The sequence below is a fragment of the Lutimonas saemankumensis genome (assembly GCF_020171465.1).
Lineage (GTDB): Bacteria > Bacteroidota > Bacteroidia > Flavobacteriales > Flavobacteriaceae > Lutimonas > Lutimonas saemankumensis.
In genome coordinates this window covers 150,931-176,876 of sequence record NZ_JAIUZR010000003.1, presented here as the reverse complement: position 1 = coordinate 176,876, position 25,946 = coordinate 150,931, and the positions used below count along the sequence as shown (strand labels likewise).

At 40.8% G+C, this 25,946-nt stretch carries 23 protein-coding genes; 6 read left to right on the top strand and 17 right to left on the bottom strand.

What is annotated here, in order from left to right:
- Positions 1-66 precede the first annotated feature (66 nt).
- The 4 genes from guaB to LCM02_RS02125 all read right to left on the bottom strand — a co-directional run bounded on the left by guaB (position 67) and on the right by LCM02_RS02125 (position 3,844).
- Positions 67-1,533, bottom strand: a complete 1,467-nt coding sequence (guaB, locus tag LCM02_RS02140) for an IMP dehydrogenase (protein ID WP_224926671.1) — start codon at positions 1,531-1,533, stop codon at positions 67-69.
- Between the two features lie 88 nt (positions 1,534-1,621).
- A complete protein-coding gene (locus tag LCM02_RS02135; protein WP_224926670.1) occupies positions 1,622-2,122 on the bottom strand; it encodes a hypothetical protein in 501 nt (166 codons plus the stop codon).
- Positions 2,123-2,129: 7 nt separating this feature from the next.
- The gene (locus LCM02_RS02130; protein WP_224926669.1) at positions 2,130-2,606 is read right to left on the bottom strand and encodes an FMN-binding protein; all 477 of its coding nucleotides are present in this window, start codon (positions 2,604-2,606) and stop codon (positions 2,130-2,132) included.
- Positions 2,607-2,695: 89 nt separating this feature from the next.
- Positions 2,696-3,844 carry a porin family protein gene (locus LCM02_RS02125; RefSeq protein ID WP_224926668.1) on the bottom strand — a complete coding sequence of 383 codons (1,149 nt, stop codon included), beginning with the start codon at positions 3,842-3,844 and terminating at the stop codon, positions 2,696-2,698.
- Positions 3,845-4,026: 182 nt separating this feature from the next.
- On the opposite strand from LCM02_RS02125, the gene LCM02_RS02120 reads away from it, so the two are divergent.
- The 3 genes from LCM02_RS02120 to ppgK all read left to right on the top strand — a co-directional run bounded on the left by LCM02_RS02120 (position 4,027) and on the right by ppgK (position 6,003).
- Positions 4,027-4,485 (top strand): methyltransferase family protein, encoded by a 459-nt coding sequence (locus LCM02_RS02120; protein WP_224926667.1) that lies wholly within the window; start codon positions 4,027-4,029, stop codon positions 4,483-4,485.
- 161 nt (positions 4,486-4,646) lie between these two features.
- Entirely contained in the window at positions 4,647-5,099 is a 453-nt protein-coding gene (locus LCM02_RS02115; protein WP_224926666.1) for a hypothetical protein, read from the top strand.
- A gap of 163 nt (positions 5,100-5,262) precedes the next feature.
- On the top strand, positions 5,263-6,003 hold the full coding sequence (ppgK, locus tag LCM02_RS02110) for a polyphosphate--glucose phosphotransferase (protein ID WP_224926665.1): 741 nt from the start codon (positions 5,263-5,265) through the stop codon (positions 6,001-6,003).
- Between the two features lie 17 nt (positions 6,004-6,020).
- On the opposite strand, the gene LCM02_RS02105 is transcribed toward ppgK, so the two are convergent.
- From LCM02_RS02105 to nagB, 7 genes are all read right to left on the bottom strand, one after another.
- Positions 6,021-6,878 (bottom strand): hydroxymethylglutaryl-CoA lyase, encoded by an 858-nt coding sequence (locus LCM02_RS02105; RefSeq protein WP_224926664.1) that lies wholly within the window; start codon positions 6,876-6,878, stop codon positions 6,021-6,023.
- Positions 6,879-6,972: 94 nt separating this feature from the next.
- Positions 6,973-8,178 carry a 6-phosphofructokinase gene (locus LCM02_RS02100; RefSeq protein WP_224926663.1) on the bottom strand — a complete coding sequence of 402 codons (1,206 nt, stop codon included), beginning with the start codon at positions 8,176-8,178 and terminating at the stop codon, positions 6,973-6,975.
- A gap of 239 nt (positions 8,179-8,417) precedes the next feature.
- Positions 8,418-9,413, bottom strand: coding sequence for a type I glyceraldehyde-3-phosphate dehydrogenase (gene gap, locus LCM02_RS02095; protein ID WP_224926662.1), 996 nt, complete (start codon positions 9,411-9,413; stop codon positions 8,418-8,420).
- A 28-nt stretch (positions 9,414-9,441) separates the two neighbouring features.
- Positions 9,442-10,428 (bottom strand): 6-phosphofructokinase, encoded by a 987-nt coding sequence (gene pfkA, locus LCM02_RS02090; RefSeq protein ID WP_224926661.1) that lies wholly within the window; start codon positions 10,426-10,428, stop codon positions 9,442-9,444.
- 150 nt (positions 10,429-10,578) lie between these two features.
- Positions 10,579-11,475 carry an SMP-30/gluconolactonase/LRE family protein gene (locus LCM02_RS02085; protein WP_224926660.1) on the bottom strand — a complete coding sequence of 299 codons (897 nt, stop codon included), beginning with the start codon at positions 11,473-11,475 and terminating at the stop codon, positions 10,579-10,581.
- 8 nt (positions 11,476-11,483) lie between these two features.
- Positions 11,484-13,556: a beta-N-acetylhexosaminidase gene (locus tag LCM02_RS02080; protein ID WP_224926659.1), complete on the bottom strand. Its 2,073-nt coding sequence runs from the start codon at positions 13,554-13,556 to the stop codon at positions 11,484-11,486.
- A 111-nt stretch (positions 13,557-13,667) separates the two neighbouring features.
- Positions 13,668-15,578 carry a glucosamine-6-phosphate deaminase gene (gene nagB, locus LCM02_RS02075; RefSeq protein ID WP_224926658.1) on the bottom strand — a complete coding sequence of 637 codons (1,911 nt, stop codon included), beginning with the start codon at positions 15,576-15,578 and terminating at the stop codon, positions 13,668-13,670.
- Positions 15,579-15,712: 134 nt separating this feature from the next.
- Here nagB and LCM02_RS02070 point away from each other — a divergent pair, with 134 nt between their 5' ends.
- Positions 15,713-17,035 carry a sugar porter family MFS transporter gene (locus LCM02_RS02070; RefSeq protein ID WP_224926657.1) on the top strand — a complete coding sequence of 441 codons (1,323 nt, stop codon included), beginning with the start codon at positions 15,713-15,715 and terminating at the stop codon, positions 17,033-17,035.
- A gap of 3 nt (positions 17,036-17,038) precedes the next feature.
- Complete coding sequence (locus LCM02_RS02065) at positions 17,039-17,929, top strand: carbohydrate kinase family protein (RefSeq protein WP_224926656.1); 891 nt, start codon at positions 17,039-17,041, stop codon at positions 17,927-17,929.
- A gap of 65 nt (positions 17,930-17,994) precedes the next feature.
- Here the strand turns inward: LCM02_RS02065 and LCM02_RS02060 are convergent, their stop codons facing one another.
- The 6 genes from LCM02_RS02060 to LCM02_RS02035 form a co-directional block, all read right to left on the bottom strand.
- Positions 17,995-18,801 carry a 3-keto-disaccharide hydrolase gene (locus tag LCM02_RS02060; RefSeq protein ID WP_224926655.1) on the bottom strand — a complete coding sequence of 269 codons (807 nt, stop codon included), beginning with the start codon at positions 18,799-18,801 and terminating at the stop codon, positions 17,995-17,997.
- 139 nt (positions 18,802-18,940) lie between these two features.
- Complete coding sequence (locus LCM02_RS02055; protein WP_224926654.1) at positions 18,941-20,449, bottom strand: Gfo/Idh/MocA family protein; 1,509 nt, start codon at positions 20,447-20,449, stop codon at positions 18,941-18,943.
- A 286-nt stretch (positions 20,450-20,735) separates the two neighbouring features.
- Positions 20,736-21,491 carry a 3-keto-disaccharide hydrolase gene (locus tag LCM02_RS02050; protein WP_224926653.1) on the bottom strand — a complete coding sequence of 252 codons (756 nt, stop codon included), beginning with the start codon at positions 21,489-21,491 and terminating at the stop codon, positions 20,736-20,738.
- Between the two features lie 24 nt (positions 21,492-21,515).
- Positions 21,516-22,652 carry a Gfo/Idh/MocA family protein gene (locus LCM02_RS02045; RefSeq protein WP_224926652.1) on the bottom strand — a complete coding sequence of 379 codons (1,137 nt, stop codon included), beginning with the start codon at positions 22,650-22,652 and terminating at the stop codon, positions 21,516-21,518.
- Between the two features lie 59 nt (positions 22,653-22,711).
- Positions 22,712-23,707: a sugar phosphate isomerase/epimerase family protein gene (locus LCM02_RS02040; protein ID WP_224926651.1), complete on the bottom strand. Its 996-nt coding sequence runs from the start codon at positions 23,705-23,707 to the stop codon at positions 22,712-22,714.
- 204 nt (positions 23,708-23,911) lie between these two features.
- A complete protein-coding gene (locus LCM02_RS02035) occupies positions 23,912-24,931 on the bottom strand; it encodes a helix-turn-helix transcriptional regulator (protein ID WP_224926650.1) in 1,020 nt (339 codons plus the stop codon).
- 179 nt (positions 24,932-25,110) lie between these two features.
- On the opposite strand from LCM02_RS02035, the gene LCM02_RS02030 reads away from it, so the two are divergent.
- A complete protein-coding gene (locus tag LCM02_RS02030) occupies positions 25,111-25,911 on the top strand; it encodes a 3-keto-disaccharide hydrolase (RefSeq protein ID WP_224926649.1) in 801 nt (266 codons plus the stop codon).
- The last annotated feature ends 35 nt before the right edge of the window (positions 25,912-25,946 follow it).

Genomic DNA, 25,946 nt, shown 5'->3' with positions numbered 1-25,946 from the left:
ATTTTAGCGTATCTCAGTGTTTTCCCATCAGTATTGATTCCTGGGAAAACTTATCTTCCGGAAAACTTATCTTCTGGAATAATTAGGAGCCTCCTTGGTAATGGTCACATTATGTGGGTGGCTCTCTGAAATACCCGATGAAGTAATTCTGACGAACCTGGCATTTTTCTGATCCTCAATGGTGGCACTTCCGCAATAACCCATTCCTGCCCGTAATCCACCCAGAAACTGATGCATGGTCTCGTAAACCTCTCCTTTATAAGGTACACGGCCCACAATTCCTTCAGGAACAAGCTTTTTTACGTCGTCCTCAACATCTTGAAAATAACGGTCCTTAGATCCTTTTTGCATGGCTTCAATAGATCCCATTCCCCGGTAAGATTTGAACTTTCTGCCCTCAAATATTATGGTCTCTCCCGGAGATTCCTTGGTTCCTGCCAGTAAAGATCCCAGCATCACCGTATCGGCACCTGCTGCAATAGCCTTGGGAATATCTCCGGTATAACGGATCCCTCCATCGGCAATTACAGGTACCCCTGTCCCTTTGATAGCATCGGCAACTTCCATAACAGCTGACAATTGAGGAAAACCAACACCAGCTACAACACGAGTAGTACATATGGATCCTGGCCCGATACCAACTTTAACGGCATCAGCACCTGCTTCGACTAAAAATCTCGCCGCATCAGCAGTGGCTATATTTCCAACAATTATATCGGTATCAGAATGAATAGATTTGATCTTTTTCAATATTTTGACAACTCCCTGGCTGTGTCCGTGTGCCGTATCGATCACCAGGGCATCAACACCCTCCTGAATCAGGGAAGTCGCTCTTTCAATTGAATCTCCTGTAACTCCTATGGCCGCTGCAACCCTAAGCCTTCCGTAAGAATCTTTGTTTGCATTTGGATTCTCGCTTACCTTGATAATATCCCTATACGTAATAAGTCCTACCAGTTTACCTTCAGCATTTACAACAGGCAGTTTTTCAATCTTATGATCCTGTAAGATCATTTCGGCCTGTTTCAAAGAGGTACCCTCTTTGGCCGTGATCAGATTCTCAGAGGTCATGACCTCTCCCACCAGCCGGTTGTTATTAAATTCAAATCTAAGGTCTCTATTCGTAATGATACCAATCAATTCTTCTGATTCATTCACAACAGGGATCCCACCTATCTTGTACTTACGCATCAATGACTTGGCATAAGCCACATCTTTATCTTTTGTCAATGTAATTGGATCAATGATCATACCGGACTCCGAACGCTTCACTTTTTTGACCTCTGCTGACTGCTTTTTAATGGTCATGTTCTTATGAAGGATACCGATACCTCCTTCTCTTGCCATGGCAATGGCCATATCAGCCTCGGTAACCGTATCCATAGCCGCTGAAATGATAGGAGAATTTATGGTGATATTTCTCGTGAATTTGGTTTGAATATTTACTTCACGTGGTAAAACTTCTGAATAGGCAGGAACAAGCAATACGTCATCGTAAGTAAGTCCTTCAAGCAAAATTTTGGGAGTAGTCATAGAACGCAATTAAAATTTAATTGCGTGCAAATTTACGACGAATAATCGGATTGAAAAAACATATGATTGTTAAACACTTGAAATAGCCTTAAACAACTTCTTTTTCAGGGTGTAAACAGCATTTAATAACCAATGTGCTCATAAGGATCAAAGACAGTACCATGGCAAATCCAGATGCCATGATCACATATTTAAACCAGATAACTCCTTTCCACAAAATATAAATGCCTCCAAAGGTCAGCAACAAAGACAAAAAAGGTTCAAACATCAATATGGAAACCAGCCGATCCGGAACCTTGCACATGTAGAGCAAGATGCCAAGAATGAAAAAAATAAGTGAAAGGGAAAGTACATGATTATGGATCAGGGTAAGGATCTCCCGCTCCGATTTCTTAAAATGCATGACTTCTGCATTTTCATCGTCCTCATTTCCAAGATAATTTTGCTCGATACCCTGAGAATTTAAAGAAGTTGTAACCCGCACAAAACTGAAACCTGTAAAGAAACCAACGTTAAGAATGAGAACAAAACAAATAACAAACAACCTGAACTTTCTGGGCATTGATGCCATTACTCCTCTTATCTTCATACTTCAGTTAATCTTGTAATTTTGATAGATTCAGTAATAAAGAATTAACAGCATTGGTCATTGAACGTGCTGAGATGGTGGCCCCCGAGATTCCCATTACATCCGTTCCGTATTTGAGTGAAGATTCTGGGTTACTTCCGGCAAACTGCTTTAACCATCGCTTACTGGTTATCTCACCTCCCCAGTCTTCCCGATAAGCAAGTATTTTGATCTTTTTGATGATAAGATCCTTGTCAAGGATAACCACGTAATCAAAAACATCAGCCTTACTCGGTGCCGTTCCAAAATAAAAATAGCCCAGGTGTTCCTCTTGTTCAACAATTTTAAAGAAACTATTCGAATCAAACTCCCCATTCATTTGCTCCAGTACCGCAGCATCAATAACAACCAATTCCTTTTTGTAGGTTTCAATCTCAAAAATGCTGAATATTTCCTTGTCGATCTTTTTCTGGTAATTCTTTGGAATATCCGCGAATGAACTCAAACAAAGAAAGGTTAGTATGTAAGCAAAACTTCTCATATAAATTAAAGCCCCTTCTTCTCATATAAAAAGAAAGGGCAAAGATAGTATTTTTAGAACATTACTCCGACACCGGCATTGAACAGGTTACTTCTGTCACTACCATCCTGTGCGTCAGTTCTCCATTGATAATCAGCTTTAACAGCTACTCCAGGGGCGATTTTAAAGTCACATCCAAAAGTAATGTCTGTTCTGTCAAAGGCTTTATTTTTTTCAAGGTCACCTGCAGTATCTGCATGGGTATTATAAGCTTCATATCTTGAAAAAAGTGATAATTGTTTCGTTGAATTACGGTTGATCAAAGGCATAAAGTCATAGGCAGCCTCGATATAATAACCGTCCATTTTGGAACCCAGGTCCTTTCCTGTTAATTCATTGTATTCCTCGGTTCCTGAAAGGCTTGAATAGATATACTGGCCTCTAAAGTCTAAACTTCTGTATCTGTAAGATGCATTAAGACCAATCATGGCAACCCCTACCGTTGAATTTTCAACAGATGGATCATCTGATTGCGTCTCTCCAAAATACCCCGCAAATCCAACTTTAAGGCCCAGAACGCCATAATAATCTAATTTAAAAGAAAGGTTTGGGTTGTGAATCACAGACTCTGCACCCTTCTGCCTTCCTTTTCTCAGTCCGTCAATACCTCTTAAAGTTCCTTCTCCATCCTTATAGGAGATAAAACCATTAAATATATAGGCCTGATAACGTAGAGAAAGATCCTGAAGGTTACCCGTGGCACCAATTCCCAGTTCACGCCAGGTTGTTGGTACTACATATTTGTCCAGTCCGGGACGTTCTACCCCGTAGAATACAGGTGGTTCGTGGTATTCGTTGACGTATCCCATAGGCACAAGCATCAAACCACCTCGAAGATTGAAGGCGGTATTGAAACTATAATTCACAAAAGCCTGCTCTACATAAACCTCTTTCACATGTTCAAATTCAATTTCAGTTAAAAAACTAACTTTTTCGTTAAAATTATATCCGAATAACATCACAAGTCTGTGAACATCAAGTTTCCCCGGGGCTGCTCCATCCGGTTCGTTATAATCAATTTGAACGTACCCCCCAATGGTAAGCTTACTTGCATTGTTATATCCAATTCTGTTCATTACTCGTAAGGAATCCTGTTTGGTATCCTGTTGGGCAAATGATACTGTGGTCAACAAGACCAAAGCACCCCACAATTTCCATTTCATAATGGTATCTTTTGTTATTCTTATTTAGATTAATTACAAATTAGATATATCTGAGGCAAATGTAAAGTGAAATTTTGGTTCCACAATGGCTTATTTAGAATAATTTTAAATAAGATGACAAATATCATGTTTTGAGGGCCTCCCATCCAATTTATATTGAAAAAAAAACCTATTTTTAACAAATGTCAACACTTTCTAAAATTCTGGTTTTACTCCAGTTTTTATGTTTTTTTTATTTTGCCTTTTTCACGGAAATCCTGGTAAGTGGTTTTGGTTTATTTGTTCAGGTATTTGCGGCATCTTTATGTATTTGGGCCGTGATCGTAATGAAACCGGGTAGGTTCAATGTACAGCCCGAAGTAAAATCAAATGCCGTTTTTGTTTCCAATGGCCCTTATCGTATTATCAGAAACCCTATGTATTTGGGACTCATTCTATTTTTTGGCGTTATCGTATTTTATGAGCCTATTATTTTGAATCTATTGTTCTATCTGACTTTAGTAGCTGTATTCCTTCTTAAAATTAAACTGGAAGAACGGTTTCTGCTTAAAAATTTCGGACAGGTCTACAAAGAATATAAAACGAAGTCCTACCGGCTGGTTCCCTACCTCTACTTCATTCCCATACTGTTCACTATTTAATTAATCCATTAAACGGTATTCAGAAAATCATTATTTATGTATTTGATTTTTAAGGTTTTATATTTTCGCCTTTATTAGAAAAAGACACTAATGAATTAAATAATTACACCTCGGAATAAATTAATTGGTTATATTTACTTTGCTTAATCAAAAACATAATTATGAAAAATCTTTACACTTTACTGTTAGTTGCAGGCTTGTTTCTGGCAGTATCAGGCACAACATTTGCCCAGGAAAATCACGGAAATGTACTGAATGTATTTGTGAAATTTGGGGATAACTCGAGTATTTCTGCAAATTATGAATTTCAGGTCCACCCTGATATTACTGTTTCCCCTGAGGCCAGGATCTGGTTTAGTGGTAAAAACGACCTCGCCATTGGAGCCCGAGGTGATTATTATTTCGACAGATTGTTCAAACTCGCTGAGCCTTGGGACATCTGGGGTGGTGTGGATGCCGGATTTGTGGTATCAGGAGATGACAATAAAGATGATTTCAGCTTAAATCTTCACGCAGGTGCAGAGTATAAGTTCAACGATACTTGGGGACTTATCCTTGAAATTGGAGGAGGTACCACGGCTGCGGGTGGAATTGGTGTTGGAATCCATTTTTAGAACTTCTTAAGAAAACACAGAGGTCTTTATAAATCTTTAGAACCCTTTCAATTTTCTGAAAGGGTTTTTTTTGTTGATCTATCATTTTTTTAAATACTGTAAATTCTAGAATTTAATTAGTAAGTTTGAATCCCTTTAACAGGAATCAAATAAACATACTATTATGCAAATACTGGGTATTGACATAGGAGGAAGCGGAATCAAAGGTGCAATTGTTGATACAACAACCGGAGACCTGCTCACAGAAAAATTCAGATTGCCTACACCCAGGCCGGCCCTGCCAGGGGAAGTGGCCAAAGTGGTTCATCAAATCGTTGATCACTTCAACTGGAAAGGAGAGGTTGGCGCTGGTTTTCCCACACCTTTATCCCATGGTAAATGCTTAAGTGGAGGAAATTTACATCCGGACTGGAAAGGTGTTCAGGCAGATGAATTGTTTAGAAGTGTTACGGGTCTGGAATTTACCGTTATCAATGATGCTGATGCTGCTGCTGAAGCTGAAATGCATTTTGGTGCGGGAAAAGGCAAGGATGGCCTGGTTGCCGTGATCACCCTGGGTACGGGAATTGGTTCAGGCCTTTTCTTCAACGGAGCGTTAATTCCTAATTCTGAACTGGGCCATGTTACATATAAAGGAGAGCCTTTTGAAAAATATGCAGCCGATTCGATACGAAAAAAAGAAGACCTGAGTTATACAAAATGGGGGAAACGACTCAATAAATATTTCAAACATATTGAGTTGATCCTTTCACCGGATCTTTTCATTATTGGTGGGGGCGCCAGTAAAAAAATGGATAAGTTCAAAGATGAGATTAAGATCAGAACCCGGATTATTCCCGCAGAGAACAAAAATGAAGCCGGAATTATCGGTGCAGCGGTAGGTGCCTTTGACGAAGTCAAATAGTTCCAAAGTCTGATTTTTTAATAAAAAATATTCAAAGCTTCATTGAATGCGGTTTCAAAGCTAAGTGGATTGATACCTGTAGACACTTTATGTGTTGTAAAATAGGTCAGTAATTTTTCGGTGGGCATATTACCTGTCAATTCATCTTTAGCCATAGGACAACCACCATAACCTTTAATGGCGCCATCGAATCTTCTGCATCCCGCCTGAAACGCCGCATCAACCTTATCATGCCAATGGCCCGGATTCGTATGCAGATGCGCCCCGAATTCGATCTCCGGATATTTTGGTATAAGGTGTTTAAACAAATACCCGATCACCTCACCATCTGCTACCCCGATAGTGTCAGATAAAGAAAGGATTCTTACCCCCATGCCGGCAAGTGTATCTGTCCATTGAGCCACGATCTCAACATTCCAGGGATCCCCGTAAGGGTTTCCGAATCCCATAGATAAATAGGCCACGACTTCTTTCCGGTTTTTATCCGCCAGGTTAATTATAGACTCCAGGGTCCCTAAGGACTGATCTATGGTTTTCCCTGTATTTCTCATTTGAAAATTCTCCGAAATCGAAAAAGGAAAGCCCAGGTAATCGATCTCTTCAAAGTTACTTGCATCTTCAGCTCCACGTGTATTGGCAACTATGGCAAGTAATTTGGACGAGGTTTCAGATAGATCGAGCCTCGATAAAACATCTGCCGTATCGCGCATCTGGGGTATTGCTTTAGGAGAAACAAAACTTCCGAAATCGATCGTGTCAAAACCCACCTTCAATAAAGCGTTGATATATCTTGCCTTGGCGGCGGTAGGTATAAAATGACTTTTTATCCCCTGCATGGCATCTCTTGGACATTCTATGATCTTTACATCGCTCATCAAATCAAATATAATTAAAAATGAGAAAGGTCCGCAGGTGTTTGATCCCGCGAACCCTCCTATTTTCTGTAATGAAATAATATTTATTTCTCGATCAGCTGTCAGCCGCCATCAGGAACATCGGCTTCATTTCGAATCTATTATAATGAGGCCTTAAACGTTTAATATTGTAATATTTATCAACATTCACGATCTTTTTAGAGTTGGTTACCACATCTAAAGGTACATCGTCATATCGACCGTTCTTCAAAACCACCAGGCGGCCATGGAATCCTCCAAGAATCAGATCCAGAGCCAGGTTACCATAGGCCATTGGCACAATAGAGTCAACCGCATCCGGATCTCCTCCACGCACGAGATATCCCAGTTTCTGATTAATGATATTGATGGTTTTACCATGATTGTAATTGGCAGAAAGGGCCTTGATCTCAGAAGAAATAAGATCACCTATTCCCCCCAGTTTTGCATGTCCGAACATGTCCTTTTCAGAATCCTGGAACACCATTTCTCCTCCTTTAAACATGGCGCCTTCAGATACAAGGACCACGGAATATTTACTTGGGTTGTCATTTCTGTCCTGCACCAGAAGTTCGGTAAGATGATTGATGTCAAACTGGTATTCAGGTATCACACAGCGGTTTGCCGATCCGGCCATCGCCGGTAACATGGCGGTAAATCCTGCATAACGCCCAAACACTTCCATAACGAGGATTCTTTCATGTGATCCTGCCGATGTCCTGAGGTTATTGGTCATGTGTATGGTACGGGTCACACAGGTACTAAATCCTATACAGTAATCCGTACCAGGTACGTCGTTGTCCATGGTTTTGGGTATGGCAACAACCTTAACTCCTTCTTTATACAAACGTACCCCATAACTCAGGGTATCATCTCCACCAATTGGAATCAGGTAATCTACTCCCAGCCATTCCAGGTTCTTGATGATCTCCGGTGTCAGGTCATTAAAATCTTTATTATAGGAGTCCTTTAAATGCTCCGGAACATGTGCTTTTGGCATTTTACTCGGCTTCGTACGTGATGAATGTAAAAAAGTTCCTCCGGTACGGCCCGCTTTGTTGACGATATCATTGGTAAGGACCATATAACATTTGCTGTTATCAGCCTTTTTATCTCTTACCAGTTCGGTAATTCCAGCCCATCCGCGGCGCAGCCCAAGAACCTTATACCCTTCCCGATTGGCACGAATAGTAATTGCACGAATTGCAGGGTTCAGGCCGGGTACATCTCCCCCGCCGGTCAGAATAGCGATAACGCCTTTTATTTTTTTAGTATTTGCCATAAAACAATATTTAGAAATTAATGAACATAATTAACACTTAAAATCCACCATTTGCAATGCTGGATTTCAATAACTTAGTATAAAAAGTTTTCGTTAAATTTTAACTAAGGTAAATTTATGAAAACATTTAACACAAAAGCTGACAAATATTAGGAAAATAAAAATTCGGGAATCTTGCTATTTAAGCAAAAAAAAGCTGCCCCGGATGAGGCAGCTTTTCAAATTTTAGCTTCTTTCTATTACAAAGAAGCTGAGTACTCAAGAAGATCTACGATCTTGGTTGAATAACCGTATTCATTGTCATACCATGATACCACTTTTACAAAAGTATCGGTAAGGGCAATACCTGCTTTGGCATCAAAAACGGAAGTTCTTGGCTCACTCACGAAATCCTGAGAAACAACCAATTCTTCAGTATATCCAAGCACGCCTTTCAATTCGCCTTCAGAAGCATCTTTCATAGCTTTACAAACATCTTCGTAAGAAACGCTCTTTCCAAGGTTTACAGTAAGGTCAACCACAGAAACATCCATCGTAGGCACTCTGAAAGCCATACCTGTAAGTTTTCCGTTCAATGAAGGAATCACCTTACCAACAGCTTTTGCAGCTCCTGTTGAAGAAGGAATGATATTGTGAAGAGCAGCTCTACCACCTCTCCAGTCTTTCAATGAAGGGCCATCAACTGTTTTCTGAGTTGCCGTTGTAGCATGAATTGTAGTCATCAAACCGTCAGTGATCTCAAAATTATCATGAAGCACTTTGGCTATTGGAGCCAAACAGTTTGTTGTACATGAAGCATTTGAAAAGATTGCCTCATCAGCTGAAAGTTCCTTATGGTTCACACCCATTACATACATTGGTGCGTCAGCTGAAGGAGCGGAAATGATCACTTTTTTGGCACCTGCCTTTAAGTGAAGGCCTGCTTTTTCCTTAGTGGTGAACAATCCGGTAGCCTCTATAACATATTCAGCTCCGATCTCATCCCATTTTAAATCTTCTGGGTTACGTTCAGCACTAATTCTGACCTCATTTCCGTTAACAACTAATTTTCCATCCTTAACTTCAACTGTTCCGTCAAACTGTCCGTGTACGGAATCATATTTTAACATATAAGCCAGATAATCAACATCTAAAAGATCATTGATACCCACAACTTGAACATTTTCTCTCTGTGCGGCGATTCTGAAAGCAAGTCTTCCGATTCTTCCAAAACCATTAATTCCGATTTTTATCATTTCGTACTTATTTTAAAATTAAATTTATTTATACTGACATTATATCAGATATTCTCAATATTTCTGCTGGTATTTTATGATGCTCCTTTACCGCATTTTCAAGATCAACGGCTACCATTTGATTATTTTGGACACCAACCATTTTATTGGTGTGGTCGTCAATTAATAACTCTACTGCTTTTACACCCATTCTGCTGGCCAGCACACGATCAAAGCAACTTGGGGCTCCCCCACGCTGCATATGACCCAGAACAGAAACCCTGACGTCATACTGGGGCAAGTTCTTCTCTACGTAGTTTGCCAGTTCAAAAACATTTGAACCCGTCTTATCGCCTTCCGCTACCACTACAAGACTTGATGATTTTCCTGAACGTCTGCTCTTTTCAAGAGATTGTAACAAACGATCCAGCCCCATGTCTTCCTCCGGGATCAATATTTCTTCCGCACCTGCACCAATACCGGTATTCAAAGCTATAAATCCGGAATCACGCCCCATTACTTCAACAAAGAACAAGCGATTGTGTGAACTCGCCGTATCCCTGATTTTGTCAATAACTTCCATGGCTGTATTCAGTGCCGTATCATATCCAAGCGTAAAATCCGTTCCAAAAATATCGTTGTCTATGGTTCCGGGAATTCCAATAACAGGAAAATCATATTCCTGGCTAAAGATCATTCCTCCGGTAAAAGATCCATCCCCACCGATCACCACCAAGGCATCAACATTGTGTTTAACAAGGCTCTCATGAGCCTTTTTTCTTCCTTCAATGGTCATGAACTCTTTAGATCTGGCCGATTTTAGTACGGTTCCTCCTTTTTGGATAATGTGGTGCACATCTCTCGCAGTCATCGGTACGATATCTCCTTCGATCATTCCCTGATATCCTCTGTATATTCCAACGCTCTCAAGCTTGTAATAAGCACATGAGCGGACAACCGCTCTGATCGCGGCATTCATCCCGGGAGAATCTCCCCCAGATGTCATTACTGCTACTTTTCTGATAAATCTTTTCATATTCTTTTTAAAAACACACAAAAATAACAATAAAAAAGCGCAATATTAAATGAATGGCTAACTTTAAACGAAATCGATTTCGAAAGTGAAAATCTCCTTATTTTACAAAGGCTTCATAAGTATTTAAAGCCAAGGAGATTTAAAAAAATATTAAAAATTTCGGCCTGGATGTTCAGCTTTAAAGGTTTCAATACATCCTCTGCCCTGCATGGTCACAAAGCACTGCCTTCCGTCCTTTCCCCCAAAAGCAATATTGGTAGGTTTTTTCCCTGTTAAAAATATTGTCCGCAAATGTCTTGCATCAGGGCTTAAAACAACCACCTGGCCTGCATCATATCGACAAACATAGAGGTTACCTTGATTGTCACATCGCATACCGTCCATTCCGTGATCTTCAAATGAATAGAAAAGTGTTTTTTGACTCACCCCGCCTGAAGGATCAATATCATATTTCCATATCCTTCTTTGAACAGATTCATTGACATAAAGCGTTTTGCCATTGGGTGATACTTCTACCCCATTGGTTGTACCCATATTTTCTTCTAGAAGTTCAAACCCTTCTTTTGAAACTTTCCAGAGTTTACCCGTACTTTCCTTCCAGTTCGGATCACTGGCATACAAAATTCCATTGGGTGCAATAGCAAGGTCATTGGGTTGGTTCAGGCCCTTGTGATGCGCGTAAATACTGACATCTTTACTACCCTGTGGAATAAACAGTACATTGTGATTTACATAATCGGCAATATACATGTTATCATTTTTATCAAATCGGATTCCATTTCCCACACTTCCATTGGGGAGCTCAACAAAAAGAGAGGCTTCTCCTTTCATATTGACCTCTCCTATGGTGCCCTCTCTTTCAAAGTTAACGGCGAATAACAATCCATCCCTGTTCACTGCCGGGCCTTCGATCCCTGATGTAAAAAGACCTTCTTTCGTGAAATCACGACTTTTATCTTTCTCCTGATATCCCGCCAAAACCAAAAGGGAAAAAACTAAAAACCCAATGGTCCTCAGCACTCTGATTTTCTTATTTAACACAGTCATAAACATGATTATTTAGCTAAAAATTCAGCCAGTCTCTGAAAATCCTCGGAAAGGGCGAGTTCAACATCAAGATTTATCGCAGGGTCCTCCTTTTGACCTAACAAAGTTTTTAACCCTTCCAAATCACTCGCTGACAACATTCCTTCTTCCAGTCCTTTCCCGGTAAGGGTGGCAATATTCGAAACTCTTTTTGCGTAAGGTAAAACTCTTCCAACCAATGGAGCATCCGAAGCTATTGATTCCAGGGAACCTTCAATAGATGCATACCTTTCCAACATAGATACAAGTTTCTCTTTAGAAGCAGCATCCTGAATTTCTATATATTTTGTTACCAGTTTATTAAACCTTCTTTTGTCTTTTGCATCCGCTGTACAGGCATCTGCAAACAAGGTAAAAGGTGAATAGGTCTGATACTGTGTTCCCCCGTCATTTCTTGAATAGATTTCAAAGGGCTCACTGATATTGACCAGTTGTCGAAGCGCATGTGTGTCCTGATAATTCGAAATATTTCGCAGCAGGTATGCCTGAACCTGCTGATTTCTTATACCGATGAGTTCCAGGTACTGATTTACTACTTCAAGTCTGTTGTGCATGCTCTCCAGGTCACGAACTTCCTGAGGGGACCAGAATCGTTCCGCAATCGCCGCGGTTCTTGGCCAGATTCTCGAATCTACCGTTAAGGGAGTTACCAGTTCCGCCCACATGGTGGCCTCCCCACCCAGGATTCGATCAGACTGCTCCTTTGTCAACTCTACAGCGGGCATCGGATCTACTACATAATGCTCTTCTACTGAGAGCATCAGGTCAATATAATAGCCATTGGAAAGAATGGTTTGATATCCATTCTTTACGGCCTTAACCAGAGATTCCCCGGGCTGCATACCCTCGTTGACACCTCTCCATGAATGGATCAGAGCTGTTTTTGGCATATTTTCGGTCATGATCTCTTCCCAGCCCATTAATGATTTTCCGTATTTCTCGAGAATCTTTTGAAGTTTGATGTTAAAATAGGTCTGCAGCTCATGATTGTCTTTTAGATTATTCTCCTTCATAAATTGCTGGATCTTTGGATTCTCATCCCAGTGCCTGCCTGCATTCTCATCTCCACCAATATGAAAATAAACATCAGGAAACAAGGCAGTTACTTCTTTAAATAAAATATCAAGAAACTCATAGACTTTTTCATTGGTAGGGTCAAGTGTTGGATCAAAGATTCCTGAATTTCTTTCTACGCTATAGGTCATTCCTTCCTTGCTCCCAAATTCAGGGAACGCGGTTAGAAAAGCGGTTCCATGCCCCGGAACGTCCAGTTCAGGAATCACCCTGATTCCTCTGTCATCTGCATAGCGAACAATATCCCTTATTTCCTCTTGGGTGTAATACAATCCATCTGAGGCCTTTTCATACAATTCAGGAAGCGTCTTGGTCTCTATTCTAAACCCTTGATCATCAGAAAGGTGCCAGTGAAAAACATTTAATTTGACCAGCGCCATCGCGTCAAGGTTCCTTTTGACTACCTCAACAGGCATAAAGTGCCTGCTCACATCCATCATCAGTCCTCTCCAAACAAACCTTGGGCTGTCCTGAATTTCCACTCCTTTGAACTCATAATGACCTCCCTGGACCTCAATTAGCTGAAGTAAAGAGGAAAGACCGTGCATAGCACCAATATCCGTAACCGCGTGAATCTCAATTCCATCTGAACCCACGCTCAGTTTATAGGATTCATCGATTCCCTGCTCAACCTTGGCTTCCTGGTCAAAATGAATGTTCAGGCTCGCGGATTCCGAAGTGATGTTATCCGTATTCGGAAAGCCTTCTGCCACAAAAACACCTGTTTTGTCAGTGGCATTCCGGATAAATCGAACTGCCGCCTTGTAAATTCTTGAAGTTTCCGATACATCTCCATGAATATAGATGCTAAAATCATTGCCAATTTTGAATCCGCTGGCTTTGACCTCAACCTTCTCAGGCCATGGCATTAAGCTGATTTGCTTATCTTCCTGCATCCCATTTTCCTGTGCTTCTGAATTTAAAATCAAAGAGAAGAACAGAACAGTAATTACTAGTTTTTTGAACATGGATTAATATTTATCAATTAATGAATTGTTTGCTAAATAAAAAACCGTCAATCAGAGATTACTTAAAAAGCTACTCCGAGGGACGGTTTCAAAAAATACTCAAATAGAATTTTAATAATGATATCTTTTAAATGCCTCGAATGCAGCGTAATCCGCTAAACCGAGACTATTGTATTTCTTTGCCGTTTCTTTGTTCCTGTCTTCGGCACGTACCCAGAACTCTCTGGAATCGTCTCCCTGGAACATGACCCCGTCTTTCTGAGACTGGTGGTAGAAGATGGCTTGTTTCTTCTTCAATACCTGGTCCGGACTCATTGGAACCGCCATCTCGATGTCGTGAATATCCCATTCGTGCCAGGCACCTCGGTACAACCACACCCAGCAATCATCCATATACGATTCTTTTTTCAGGTCTTCCAGGGCAAGGAACAAGGAATCCAGACATACCTTATGAGTGCCATGTGGATCCGCCAGGTCTCCGGCAGCATAGATCTGATGAGGCTTGATCTCAGAAATGATGTCTTTCATGATAGTAACATCCTGCTCGCTCAGTTTATTCTTTTTCACCCTCCCTGTTTCATAAAACGGAAGGTCAAGGAAGTGCACCTGGCTATCGGGAATTCCCACATATCGGGTGGCTGCTACCGATTCCTTTCTTCGGATAAGGCCCTTTAGGTTTCGAACCTCCTTGGTATCGATTTCATATTCTTGTTTTGCATCGAGGTCCGCAACGATTTTTTTGGAATTTGTATCGCTGCCATTCAATTCAAGGGCAACTTCCGCAAATTTCAACGCTTCCTCATCAGAAACTGCAATATTCCCTGAAGTCTGGTAGGCAACATGCACCTCATGTCCTTGTTCAACCAGCCTGTCAAAAGTACCTCCCATGGAGATCACATCGTCATCAGGGTGAGGGCTGAAAATGATCACACGTTTTCTGGCAGGTGTATTTCTTTCGGGCCTGTTGGTATCATCAGCATTGGGTTTACCTCCGGGCCATCCGGTAATGGTATGCTGTAATCTGTTAAACATGTTGATATTCAACTGATAGGCTGATCCCTGTTCTACAAGCAAATTCGACATCCCGTGGAAATTGTAATCCTTGTCAGTTAACTTTAGAATCGATTTCTCTAATTTCTGGCTCAACCATACCACTGCCTTCAAAGTAAGGTCATCCGTCCAGATACAGTTTTTGACCAACCAGGGCGTTCTTTCTCGCGTCAGTTCTGTTGAGGCGCCTTCATCAAGAACAAAGGTCACATTATCATGACGTTGAAGATAGGTTGCCGGTACCTCGGCAGTTATTTCCCCTTCAATGGTTTCTCTGATCACAGAGGCCTTATTGACACCCCAGGCAAGCAAAACAATTCTTTTTGCTTTTCTGATGGTACCAATTCCCATAGTAATGGCTACTCTCGGTACGTGGTCAATTCCCAAAAACGCCGGCCCCGCATCGACTCGGGTTATATGGTCAAGCGTAATGTTTCTCGTTCCCGAATTGTAATGAGATCCAGGTTCGTTAAATCCAATATGTCCTGTTCTACCAATTCCCAGTAACTGAAAATCCAGGCCTCCCGCTTCCTTGATCTTCAATTCGTAATCAATACAAAACTGGTGGATTTCGTCCTGTTTTACCTCACCGCTCGGAATATTGATGTTTTCAGGTAAAATATCCACATGATTAAAAAGGTGTTCATGCATAAAATACCAATAACTCTGGGTATTCTCTTTCGTCATGGGATAATATTCATCAAGGTTAAAAGAAATTACATTCTTAAAACTCAATCCTTCCTCTTCATGCATTCTTACAAGTTCTTCATAAACCTTGATCGGTGAAGATCCTGTTGCCAGTCCTAAAACACAATGCTCATTTGCAGCCTGTTTGCTTCTGATCAGTTCTGCAATCTCCTTTGCAACCTCAATAGAGGCCACATCTGAATTTTCAAAAACTACATTGTGAATCTTTTCAAATCGTGTTTCTTCAAATTTTCCGGCTTCCGTGTATTTTAATTTATCGCTCATAGATTTTCAATTCTGAATATTTTTATGCAAAAATCCTTGTTTTAGGTCTTTATCTAAAAAATATTCGACAAATGACTTTAAAAAGCTTATAAATAACTTATCTTCATTCCCTTTGAACTAAAGAAACTTTATAAATGAATAAGATTGTTATCTGGTCGGTTATCGTGGCCATGGCTGGTTTTTTATTTGGGTTTGATACGGTAGTGATCTCAGGAGCAGATCAGCAACTACAGCAACTTTGGCAATCTTCAGATGTTTTTCACGGGTCCGTGGTCATGGCGATGGCATTATGGGGAACGGTACTGGGTGCCATGTTTGGAGGGATCCCTACCAACCGTTTGGGTCGTAAAAAGACACTGATCTGGATTGGTGTTTTTTATACGGTTTCTGCACTGGGCTCTGCCCTGGTTAATGACCCTTATACCTTTGCCATGTTTCGTTTTCTGGGAGGTTTAGGAGTAGGTGCTTCCACCGTTGCCGCCCCTGCATATGTATCCGAGATCGCTCCTGCGAAAGACAGAGGCCGCTTGGTAGGCTTTTATCAATTCAACATCGTTTTGGGTATTCTTCTTGCTTTTTTGTCCAATTATCTTTTGAGTAATCTTGGAGAAAATTCCTGGCGCTGGATGTTGGGTGTTGAGGCCATACCCGCCTTAATTTATACCTTGCTCGTAACTACGGTGCCTCAAAGTCCTCGGTGGCTTTTATTAAAGGGGAAACGAGAATCTGCTAAATCAATATTGCAAAAGTTGAATCCCGATGATGACATTGATATCCTGATGGATGAGATTGAACACGCACAAAAGGATCATCACAGCAGCAATGAGAATATCTTTATGAAAAAATACAGGTTCCCTTTGATTCTTGCCTTTTTAATCGCCTTTTTCAATCAGTTTTCCGGAATCAATGCATTTTTATACTACGCACCCAGAATTTTTCAGGCCGCAGGGCTTGGTGAGAGCACGGCCTTGCTGAGCAGTATTGGGATAGGAATAACCAACATGGTATTTACCCTGATTGGCATCTCCCTGATCGATAAACTGGGAAGGAAAAAATTGATGTATGTCGGTTCAATCGGATATATCCTTTCATTGTCTTTGGTGGCGATGGCCTTTTATCTGGAATGGGAAGGCCTTATGGTTCCCATTTTCCTTTTTGTGTTTATCGCTTCACATGCCATAGGACAAGGAACAGTAATCTGGGTCTTCATTTCTGAAGTCTTTCCTGATCAGCTGCGAGCCTCAGGACAATCCTTCGGGACCAGTACCCATTGGGTTCTGGCAGCAATGATCCCGTCGGCGGTACCTTTTTTGTTTGGCACCATTGGCCCCGGAGCAGTGTTTGCCTTTTTTGCCTTTATGATGGTGCTGCAATTACTCTTTGTGATCTTCCTGATGCCGGAAACCAAAGGGGTTTCACTGGAAAATCTTGAAAAGTTATTAACGAGAAATAAATAGTGTATGGCCTCTGAAATAGTTTGTTTTGGGGAAACCTTATGGGATATTTTTCCTGACCGTAAACATATTGGCGGTGCTCCGTTGAACGTGGCTTCAAGACTGAGTAGCCTGGGCGCGAAAGTTAGCCTGATCAGCAGAGTCGGCAAAGATCATCTCGGAAAAAAAATCAAAACTTTTCTGAAAGAAAATGATATTTCCGGAGCCTGTGTCCAGATTGATCCTGACCTTCCAACCGGAATGGTAACGGTAGATCTTGATCCCCATGGATCAGCTACGTATCAGATCAACTATCCTGTTGCCTGGGACCGAATCAGCAAGGCGGAAATGGCTTTGCAAACAACAAGAGATGCTTCTGTTTTTATCTATGGAAGTCTGTCGAGTCGTGACCCCAGGAGTCAAAACACCCTTACAGAACTGCTGGATAAAGCTAATTTCAAAGTTTTCGATGTAAACCTAAGGCCTCCGCACTACTCAAAAGAAACAATTATTAAGCTGTTACATCAGGCTGACCTGCTAAAAATAAATGACGAAGAACTGGAAATTTTGAGCAATTGGTTCGGAATTGAAAATATTTCTATGGAATCCGGACTCAAACATCTAGCTGAATCAACTTTAACCCCTTCTGTATGTCTAACGCGCGGGGCTCAGGGAGCCGTACTGTTTTCAGACAACACTATTTACAATTGTGAAGGATTGAAAATTGAAGTTGAAGACACAGTTGGCGCCGGCGATTCCTTTTTAGCTGGACTGGTGTATCAACTTCACATGAAAACTTCAAAAATGCAAGCGCTGAGATTCGCTTGCGCCCTGGGGGCCCTGGTAGCCAGCAAAAAAGGAGCGAATCCTCCGGTTCATTTAGATGAAATACATCAACTTTTAAAGTCACAAAAATAATAGATATAAAAAACAAAAAAAGACGACTAAAAAGCCGTCTTTTTGAGCTATTGGTAAGACCCGTATTATAATTCTTTGATCTTGATATTTCTGAACCATACATCATCACCGTGATCCTGTAATCCGATGTATCCTTTTGAAGCAACATCAGCCCAGTCTTCGTTTAAACCAGGGAATTTACTGCCGGCAACCATTTCGTTCCATTCTGGTGTCCACAAATGGTACTCAACAACGTTCACCCCATTTTGTTTATGAACCACGGTTCCTTTGTAAACAGTGATCTCCACCTGATTCCATTCACCTACCGGCTTGGCATTCTGAGGCTTTGCAGCAATAAGGTCATACAGCGATCCGGCCTGACGATTTCCGTCAACACCTAAAGCCGCATCCGGATGCTTTTCATTGTCAAGAATCTGCATTTCAGGAGCAGTTTTCCAAATAAAATCAAGTTCTTCCTGACCTAGATAGAAAATTCCTGAATTTCCACCTTCCGAAATTTTCCACTCAAGACTTAAAGTAAAATTCTGAAATTCCTTGTCATAAATAATGTCTCCTCCTTCTTTATCACCTGCTTCACCTCTTCCGGAACCAATCATATGAATTGTCCCGTCAACAATTTGCCAGGCTGTTGGAAAACTTTCCTTCCCATATCCTCGCCATCCTGTTGAAGTTGTTCCGTCAAACAACAGGACCCAGCCATCATTTTTCTCGGCCTCGGTCAAGGTATTTGGTGCTGCTTCCTCTGTGGCGGCAACTTCCTTAACCTCAGTTGCTTCATCAGTAGTTGCTTCTTTCTTGGCACCTCCTCCACAACTTACCATAAAAGCTGTTGTGGCAATTCCCAGTGCAAGAACAAAAATTCTTTTTTTCATCTTATTTGAATTTTGGTTGTATTAAATTATCGTTTTGTTTTTTATAATACTGAACCCTGAATTTTACATCATCGCAAAATCAAAGGTTCAGTATATGATCTGTATTAAAATAATATTAAATATTCTTAATTACTTTGAATTATGGCATAGGTGGCAATTCCCAACCATCTCTATACGTGTGTTTTACTAACTCTTCAGAATACGCAAGGGCATTCATGGGCTTCGTATAATCCTTGTTAAAAGTTGGGTGTCCATCATGAATTTCAAAACCGTCCTTAATAACATTTCTGATCTCTTCATTGGATCCAATATTCGTGAACTTCATATTCTCTCCATCCCATTCAAGTGTCTTGTTAAGGTCCTGAAGTCTAACAGCCAATACGCCCATAACAACCATTTCATTGAAAGGCCCTGCCTCAGCAAAATCAGAAGTACATGGAGTTCTGTTCTCCGGGCTCTCCTTACAGGCTCTTACCCAGTCCATTTCATGTGCTCCGTTGTTCCATGAAAGGCCCATTTCCTCTTCAACTCTTCTTTCAGTTTTTGGTATTGAAATTTTCTTACCAGACATCAATTCTGGCTCAACACCATAACATCCCGTATGAAGTATGTCTTTTGTACCATAGAAGAAGGTTCCTCCTCCGCTTTTATTCGGGTTTTTACCCGCCGGCCAGTTATCCGGTAATTCAGGCTTGATTCCTCCGTCATACCAGTGAACATCCACTTCAGGTAAATTGATTTTTCCAACACTGCCTCTTTCAGGGAAGGTCAGTTTTGCTGATTGAGCAACAGGAGCTGAATCATTCAACAATAATGATGAGCTCGCCTGAACTTTGCTAGGATAGCCCAGTTTTAATCCTTCAAATACAGGGTGAAGGATATGGCATGCCATATCACCTAATGCCCCGGTTCCGTAATCCCACCATCCTCTCCAGTTCCATGGATGATAAACTTCGTTGAACGGACGCATTTTTGCTGGCCCGGTAAATAAATCCCAGTTTAAGGTATCCGGAATCGGATCTACATTCTCAGGTGTATTCAATCCTTGTGGCCAGATGGGTCTGTCCGTAAAGGATTCTACTTTTACCACATCTCCAATGGCTCCGCTCCAAAGAATTTCACAGGTTTCAGCAACTCCCGCCCCGGAAGCTCCCTGGTTACCCATCTGTGTTGCTACTTTATGCTTTGCTGCTAGTTTTGTCAACAATCTCGATTCATAGACGGAATGCGTCAAAGGCTTCTGAAGATAAACATGTTTTCCCATGGTCATAGCATGTGCCGCAGTAATCGCATGGGTATGATCCGCAGTGGCAATGACTACCGCGTCAAACTCATTCTCCATTTCTTCATACATCTTACGGAAATCCCAGTATTTTTTGGCTTTAGGAAATTCATCAAAACATCCTTTTGCGTATTTCCAGTCAACATCACAAAGACCCACAATGTTTTGAGATCTTAAATTTCTCAGGTTTCTTAGGCCCATTCCACCAACACCTACACCAACAATATTTAATTTATCACTTGGTGCCACATGCCCCAATCCGCTAACTGCGAATGAAGGGACGATAGTAAACCCTGCCGATGCAGCCAAGGTTCTGTTTACAAAATCCCTCCTGGAAATTGAATTCTTTTTTGCATTTTTACTCATAATATTTCAATACTTAATTAATTAGAAAAAATCGGTGATCTATATTCGATTATTAAATCCTAAATTGTTTAAAAACTCTAACCTACGCTTTTGAGAGCATTATTTCTTCATTCCATTTTTTCGCCACATCTATAAACCGTTCAGCATAATGGACATGGGAATAATTCAAAAAACGTAAATATACTAACTAATACTCAATTATTTTGGGATAGAAAGTATAAAAAACCTCAATTATTGATTCCTTAGAACTTCCTGTCCCTGAGGAATTGGCCCAACCGGCAATTCCTTATAATTCTCTAATTTTAATGTTCCTGAACCAGACTCCGTAAGCGTGGTCCTGCAACCCTATACTCCCTGATCTTCTGATTCCAAACCCTTCCCATCCTTTGAATTTAGAATTCTCAACCAGGCTTTCCCATTCCACTCCATTTACCGGATAACTGATGATTTCCTTACCATTGAGCACCACTGAACCCTCATTTTTTTTATGATCAATACGGATCAAAAACCGGTTCCATTCCCCGGCCTTCCTGGAAACATCATTTTCCGGCCCCACAATACCGAATATGGCCCCTGACATCTGTTTATGATCAGAAAACTCAGGAATATTCGTATAATCTCTAATCTGTATTTCAGGTGCGGTCATATAGGGAACAACGTATTTCTCATCTTCAAGCACCCCATAAAAAACTCCGCTGTTTCCATCCACCGAGATCTTCCATTCCAGGGACAATTCAAAACTTTCAAATTTTTTGTCCGTTACAAGATTGTTCATTCCCTGATTCTTTTCGGGATCAGGTTCATAATACATGACGCCGTCTTCAATTTTCCATTGATCTGAAATACTGTCCGACAAATAAGTATGCCAGCCATTAAAGGTCTTACCATCAAAAAGCTCAACCCACCCTCCTTGGTCATATTCCGAGGCCTCTTCAATTTCAGTACCCGATGAATTGGTTCCGGTCCCAACGTCTGATTCTTTCTTGTCCTTACAGGAAAAAATCAAAACAATTAAACCCAGAATGATGACAATATTCTTCATGCAATAATTATATATTTTGAATTCTCAATCAAGCTCCTTCCAGACATTTCCATCTATATGAGAGGCTACGGTTTGCTCTATAAAATTCATACCTCGCATACCATCCTCCAAAGACGGATACTCCGCCTCATCATAAGGTTCCCCTTTTATGGCTCTGGCTACCCCTTTGTATATATTTCCCATGGCATCAAAAATTCCTTCAGGATGGCCCGGCGGAAGCTTAGTCCCGTCCAGAGACAATGCACTGTTGTAGGCATGCCCAGGTTTCAGGACCTTAAGGGCTTTCCCCTCTTGAAGGAACTCCACATAATTGGGATTTTCCTGATTCCATTTCAATCCCGCTTTCTGACCGTAAATCTTTACGATAAAGCTATTCTCTTCCCCGGTAGCGATCTGGCTCGCACGGATAACGCCTTTCACATTTTCAGAAAATCGGATTAAAACGGTTCCGTCAACATCCATTTGATTGTCCTGATAAACATAATTCAGATCTGACAGTACTTTCTTCACTTTCAAACCAGTAACAAACTCGATCATATCAAATGCATGCGTACCGATGTCACCAATACAACAACTTATTCCTGATTTATCGGGTTGCAACCTCCATGTTGCCGCTCTTTTATCAGCATCGTGAATAATAGGATTGATCCATCCCTGAAAATACTGAACATCTACCTTTTGAATTTCCCCGAGCACCCCTTCTTCAATCATTTTTCTCATTTGCCTGATCATAGGATAACCCGAGTAGGTATAGGTCACGGCAAAAATATTGTTAGACAAATCCTTGGTCTTTTTAAGATCAAGAGCCTCTTCATAGGTCGTGGTTAAAGGCTTCTCGCAGATCACGTGAAAACCATTTTCCAAAAGTTTTTTGGCCATTGGATAATGAAGAAAATTTGGCGTAAGTACCGATATGACCTCCATCCGTTCAGCCTTAGGAAGTTTTACTTCTTCAGATATCAGGGTCTCAAAATCTTTATAAACCCTGTCTGTTTTTAATCCAATCCGCTCTGCAAATCCGATATTTTCCTCCCAGTCAGGATTAAATACGCCTCCTACCAGTTCATATCGATCAAACATACTGGAGGCCACACGATGCAAAACCCCTATCAAAGAGTCTCCACCGCCTCCGATTATACCTAATCTGATCTTTGAACCCATACGAAAAATGTTTAATCCATATTAATGATGCTCAATTTAATCTTCTTTTCAAAAAAATATTAAAGCTGTTCTGCAGATTTCAACAGAAGTGCCTTGGTCGCATTGATCCCATCGATCTCAGATAAATTGCCTCCCTCATATTCAACTCCAACAAAACCTTCATATCCGGCATCCTTTACGATCTGAAGCATTTTAGCATAGTCGATCTTTGGTTGATTCCCGTCAGCATCAAAATCATAACTTTTTGCACTTACTGCTTTTGCAAAAGGCATTAGTTCTTCTACACCTTTATATATATCATAAGGATCTTCACATTCTTTACTGTTGATTGAACCATAACCTTCGGTCATACAAAAGTTTCCAAAATCCGGTAAGGTCCCGCAATTTGGCATGTTTACTTTTGACATGACTTCTGCCAGCCATTGCCCGTTTGAAGTATAACCTCCGTGATTTTCCACAAGTACGTTGATACCTTGGGTTGCAGCATAGGTTGAAAGCGCCGTCAACCCCTTTACTGCGGCTTCAGCAACTTCTTCGTAAGTACCCTCACCGTGTGCATTGACACGAATGGAATGACAACCTAAATATTTGGCGGCATCCACCCATTTTTTATGATTCTCTACCGTTTGAGCTCTTTCTTCATCATTCACCGTAGCTAAATGACCTTCGCCATCCACCATGATGAGCACATTGGCCACATTATATTTTTCGCTGTTTTCTTTAAGGGTTTTAAGCAAATTATCCATGGCTGCCTGAGGGTCATCTCCTTTTTCCAGCTCTTTTGTATACAACTGACTTACATATTCGATACCATCAAATCCTAATTCACTCGCTTTCTGTGCAAAGTCAAGCGGGCTTAGTTCTCCGGCAAAAATTGCCTTATGCAAGGACCACTGGGCCAGGGATAATTTAAAAAATGGTTTTTGAACTTCTACTGTTTCAGTACCTGTCTCTTCCTTTACAGCTTCTTTTTCCTTTTTCCCGCAACTGATCAGCGCGATGGACAATAAAACAATGAATCCATATTGTCTTAGCATTTTATTGGTGTTTCTCATTTTCGATAAATTTAAACTGAATTTAGGTCTGTGAAATTAAGCGATAAAAAGGGTAAAACTGTGTATTATTATTCAGTGAAAGAAATTATACAATTTTAACCCAGAGTTATTCATAATTAACTCTCGGCCAGACAAGGGGGTTACGATAAATTCAATTTATTACAAAAGTACCGTAATAGAATTCAGGTTTATCAGTGAACTATATTATACAGACTGAATCAAACCTGTTTTAAATTCCAGTGGCGTGCATTTTTCCTGCTTTTTAAAAACTGTTGAAAAGTACTGGCTCGTGGCGAAACCACAACTATAAGCCACTTCAGCCACACTTAGTTCGGGACTGTGCTGCATGATATCTTTGGCCTTTTCTATTCTTTTCATGGCCAGATAGCGCATAGGTGTCGTGTTTGTCAATTGTCTGCAATGGTATGTAAAACGGGTAAGCCCGACTCCCGCGGAATCAGCCATCTTTTCTATGGTCCAGTTTTCGGAAAGGTTTTTGTCCAGCTCGCTCAAAAACAATTTGACACTTCTTGAACTATCGGTCAGGGACTCATTGAGTACTACCTCCTTCGAATCTATCAGTTCCAAAAGAAGCAACAAAAGCTCATTGACCAGCAACCTGATCCTGGAGGCGCTGTCTCCCCTATCATCACCATCTACAGCAACCCCTATTTTATGAAAACATTCCCTGATTTTTGGATTTGATTTCCAGAGCCATTGATCATCCTGTCTGAGTATCTTCGTCAATCGGTCGAGGTCATTTTTTGTCATCATAACCCATTCCGGCCACTCCCATTCCTGGTGCGGCCTTCTTACCCCCAGGTCTATAATCACCCAATAAAATTTACCCATACCAATTTTTGGACTTCCTACTTTATGGGCCTCCCAGGGCCTTGTTATGGTCAGGTCGTTGGGCATCAAGACTGTCTGGCTCTTTTCCTGAGAATAAGGCATGGTTCCTGACTCTAAAAAATGTATTTCAATCCCCTCGTTTCTGTGCCAGTCAAGGCCCCAGTCCTGAGGTTCAGCTGCATCCCAGTATCCAATTGAATTTAAACCTTTGGTGTCTTCCGTCAAACGATCTCCCGGATAGGTATAACGGGCCAAAGCCTTGAACTTTAACTTTTCGCGGGCAACTGCATCGATAAGTGGTAAACAGGTGTCCGCATGATAAACGACACCCTCAGCTCGGTAAGGTTCAATTTTGTGTATACTGACTTTCACTGAAATATTTTGAACATGGTTGAAGGGCAAAGTAATTAATTTGGACGCAGTTTTACAAAATTTTTATTGAAAATCACCTTTGATTATTGTTAATATAAATTGTAAAACTTTACGAAATCGATTGAGTAGAACTATATGAAGGTTTTAAATTGCAGTATGAAATTGATACGTTAAAAGTAATGAAAGGCATTATTCAACATTACATTATTCTTATCATTTTTTCAATTTTATTAGTAAATTGCAAATCGCCAAAAGATAATGCTGATCAGAACACAGCAGATTATGAAAAATGGATACAACTGTTCAACGGGGTGGACCTGGAGGGCTGGAACGTGAAAATAAGCGGGCATCCTTTCAAAACAAACTGGAAAAACACCTTTATAGTGAGGGATAGCGCTATTTGTGTTAATTACAAAGAGTATGAAGATTTCGATAATTCATTTGGCCATCTGTTTTATGAAAAACCTTTCAGTAACTATAAATTGAAAATGAAATACAGGTTTGTGGGAAATCAGGCAAAAGGTGGAGAAAACTGGGCACACAGAAACAGTGGGGTCATGATTCATTGCCAGGATCCGCAATCCATGAAGATCGATCAGGCTTTTCCTGTTTCACTGGAGGTTCAGCTGCTTGGAGGATTGCAGAAAGGAACACCAAGAACCACGGCAAATTTATGTTCTCCGGGGACCCACGTACATATGAATGATGAGTTGGTAACTGCGCATTGTATCGATTCGGGTTCAGACACTTTTTATGGTGATCAATGGGTCGATTTGGAGGTTGAAGTAAGAGGAGATTCGGTGATAAAGCATTCCATAAATGGTGCTCAGGTTCTGGAATATAACAAACCTGTTATTGGAGGTGAATACAATACATTAGAGGAAAAATCCGGGGAACCCTTGAAAAACGGGTATATTTCGCTTCAAAGCGAGAGTCATCCGGTGGAATTTAAAAATATAATGTTATTGGAATTGAATTGATATATTTTATATATTGCAGGTTAAAATTTATGAAG

Bases quoted from the DNA above. Each gene is read 5' to 3' on its own strand.
- LCM02_RS02115 (WP_224926666.1), top strand. From the start codon at position 4,647: ATGAAAAATCTTTACACTTTACTGTTAGTTGCAGGCTTGTTTCTGGCA.
- pfkA (WP_224926661.1), bottom strand. From the start codon at position 10,428: ATGAAAAGATTTATCAGAAAAGTAGCAGTAATGACATCTGGGGGAGAT.
- ppgK (WP_224926665.1), top strand. From the start codon at position 5,263: ATGCAAATACTGGGTATTGACATAGGAGGAAGCGGAATCAAAGGTGCA.
- LCM02_RS02105 (WP_224926664.1), bottom strand. From the start codon at position 6,878: ATGAGCGATGTAAAGATCATAGAATGTCCAAGAGATGCCATGCAGGGG.
- LCM02_RS02135 (WP_224926670.1), bottom strand. From the start codon at position 2,122: ATGAAGATAAGAGGAGTAATGGCATCAATGCCCAGAAAGTTCAGGTTG.
- LCM02_RS02055 (WP_224926654.1), bottom strand. From the start codon at position 20,449: ATGAGTAAAAATGCAAAAAAGAATTCAATTTCCAGGAGGGATTTTGTA.
- nagB (WP_224926658.1), bottom strand. From the start codon at position 15,578: ATGAGCGATAAATTAAAATACACGGAAGCCGGAAAATTTGAAGAAACA.
- LCM02_RS02040 (WP_224926651.1), bottom strand. From the start codon at position 23,707: ATGAGAAACACCAATAAAATGCTAAGACAATATGGATTCATTGTTTTA.
- LCM02_RS02045 (WP_224926652.1), bottom strand. From the start codon at position 22,652: ATGGGTTCAAAGATCAGATTAGGTATAATCGGAGGCGGTGGAGACTCT.
- LCM02_RS02120 (WP_224926667.1), top strand. From the start codon at position 4,027: ATGTCAACACTTTCTAAAATTCTGGTTTTACTCCAGTTTTTATGTTTT.
- LCM02_RS02070 (WP_224926657.1), top strand. From the start codon at position 15,713: ATGAATAAGATTGTTATCTGGTCGGTTATCGTGGCCATGGCTGGTTTT.
- LCM02_RS02125 (WP_224926668.1), bottom strand. From the start codon at position 3,844: ATGAAATGGAAATTGTGGGGTGCTTTGGTCTTGTTGACCACAGTATCA.
- LCM02_RS02030 (WP_224926649.1), top strand. From the start codon at position 25,111: ATGAAAGGCATTATTCAACATTACATTATTCTTATCATTTTTTCAATT.
- LCM02_RS02050 (WP_224926653.1), bottom strand. From the start codon at position 21,491: ATGAAGAATATTGTCATCATTCTGGGTTTAATTGTTTTGATTTTTTCC.
- guaB (WP_224926671.1), bottom strand. From the start codon at position 1,533: ATGACTACTCCCAAAATTTTGCTTGAAGGACTTACTTACGATGACGTA.
- LCM02_RS02080 (WP_224926659.1), bottom strand. From the start codon at position 13,556: ATGTTCAAAAAACTAGTAATTACTGTTCTGTTCTTCTCTTTGATTTTA.
- LCM02_RS02065 (WP_224926656.1), top strand. From the start codon at position 17,039: ATGGCCTCTGAAATAGTTTGTTTTGGGGAAACCTTATGGGATATTTTT.
- gap (WP_224926662.1), bottom strand. From the start codon at position 9,413: ATGATAAAAATCGGAATTAATGGTTTTGGAAGAATCGGAAGACTTGCT.
- LCM02_RS02100 (WP_224926663.1), bottom strand. From the start codon at position 8,178: ATGGCAAATACTAAAAAAATAAAAGGCGTTATCGCTATTCTGACCGGC.
- LCM02_RS02060 (WP_224926655.1), bottom strand. From the start codon at position 18,801: ATGAAAAAAAGAATTTTTGTTCTTGCACTGGGAATTGCCACAACAGCT.
- LCM02_RS02085 (WP_224926660.1), bottom strand. From the start codon at position 11,475: ATGACTGTGTTAAATAAGAAAATCAGAGTGCTGAGGACCATTGGGTTT.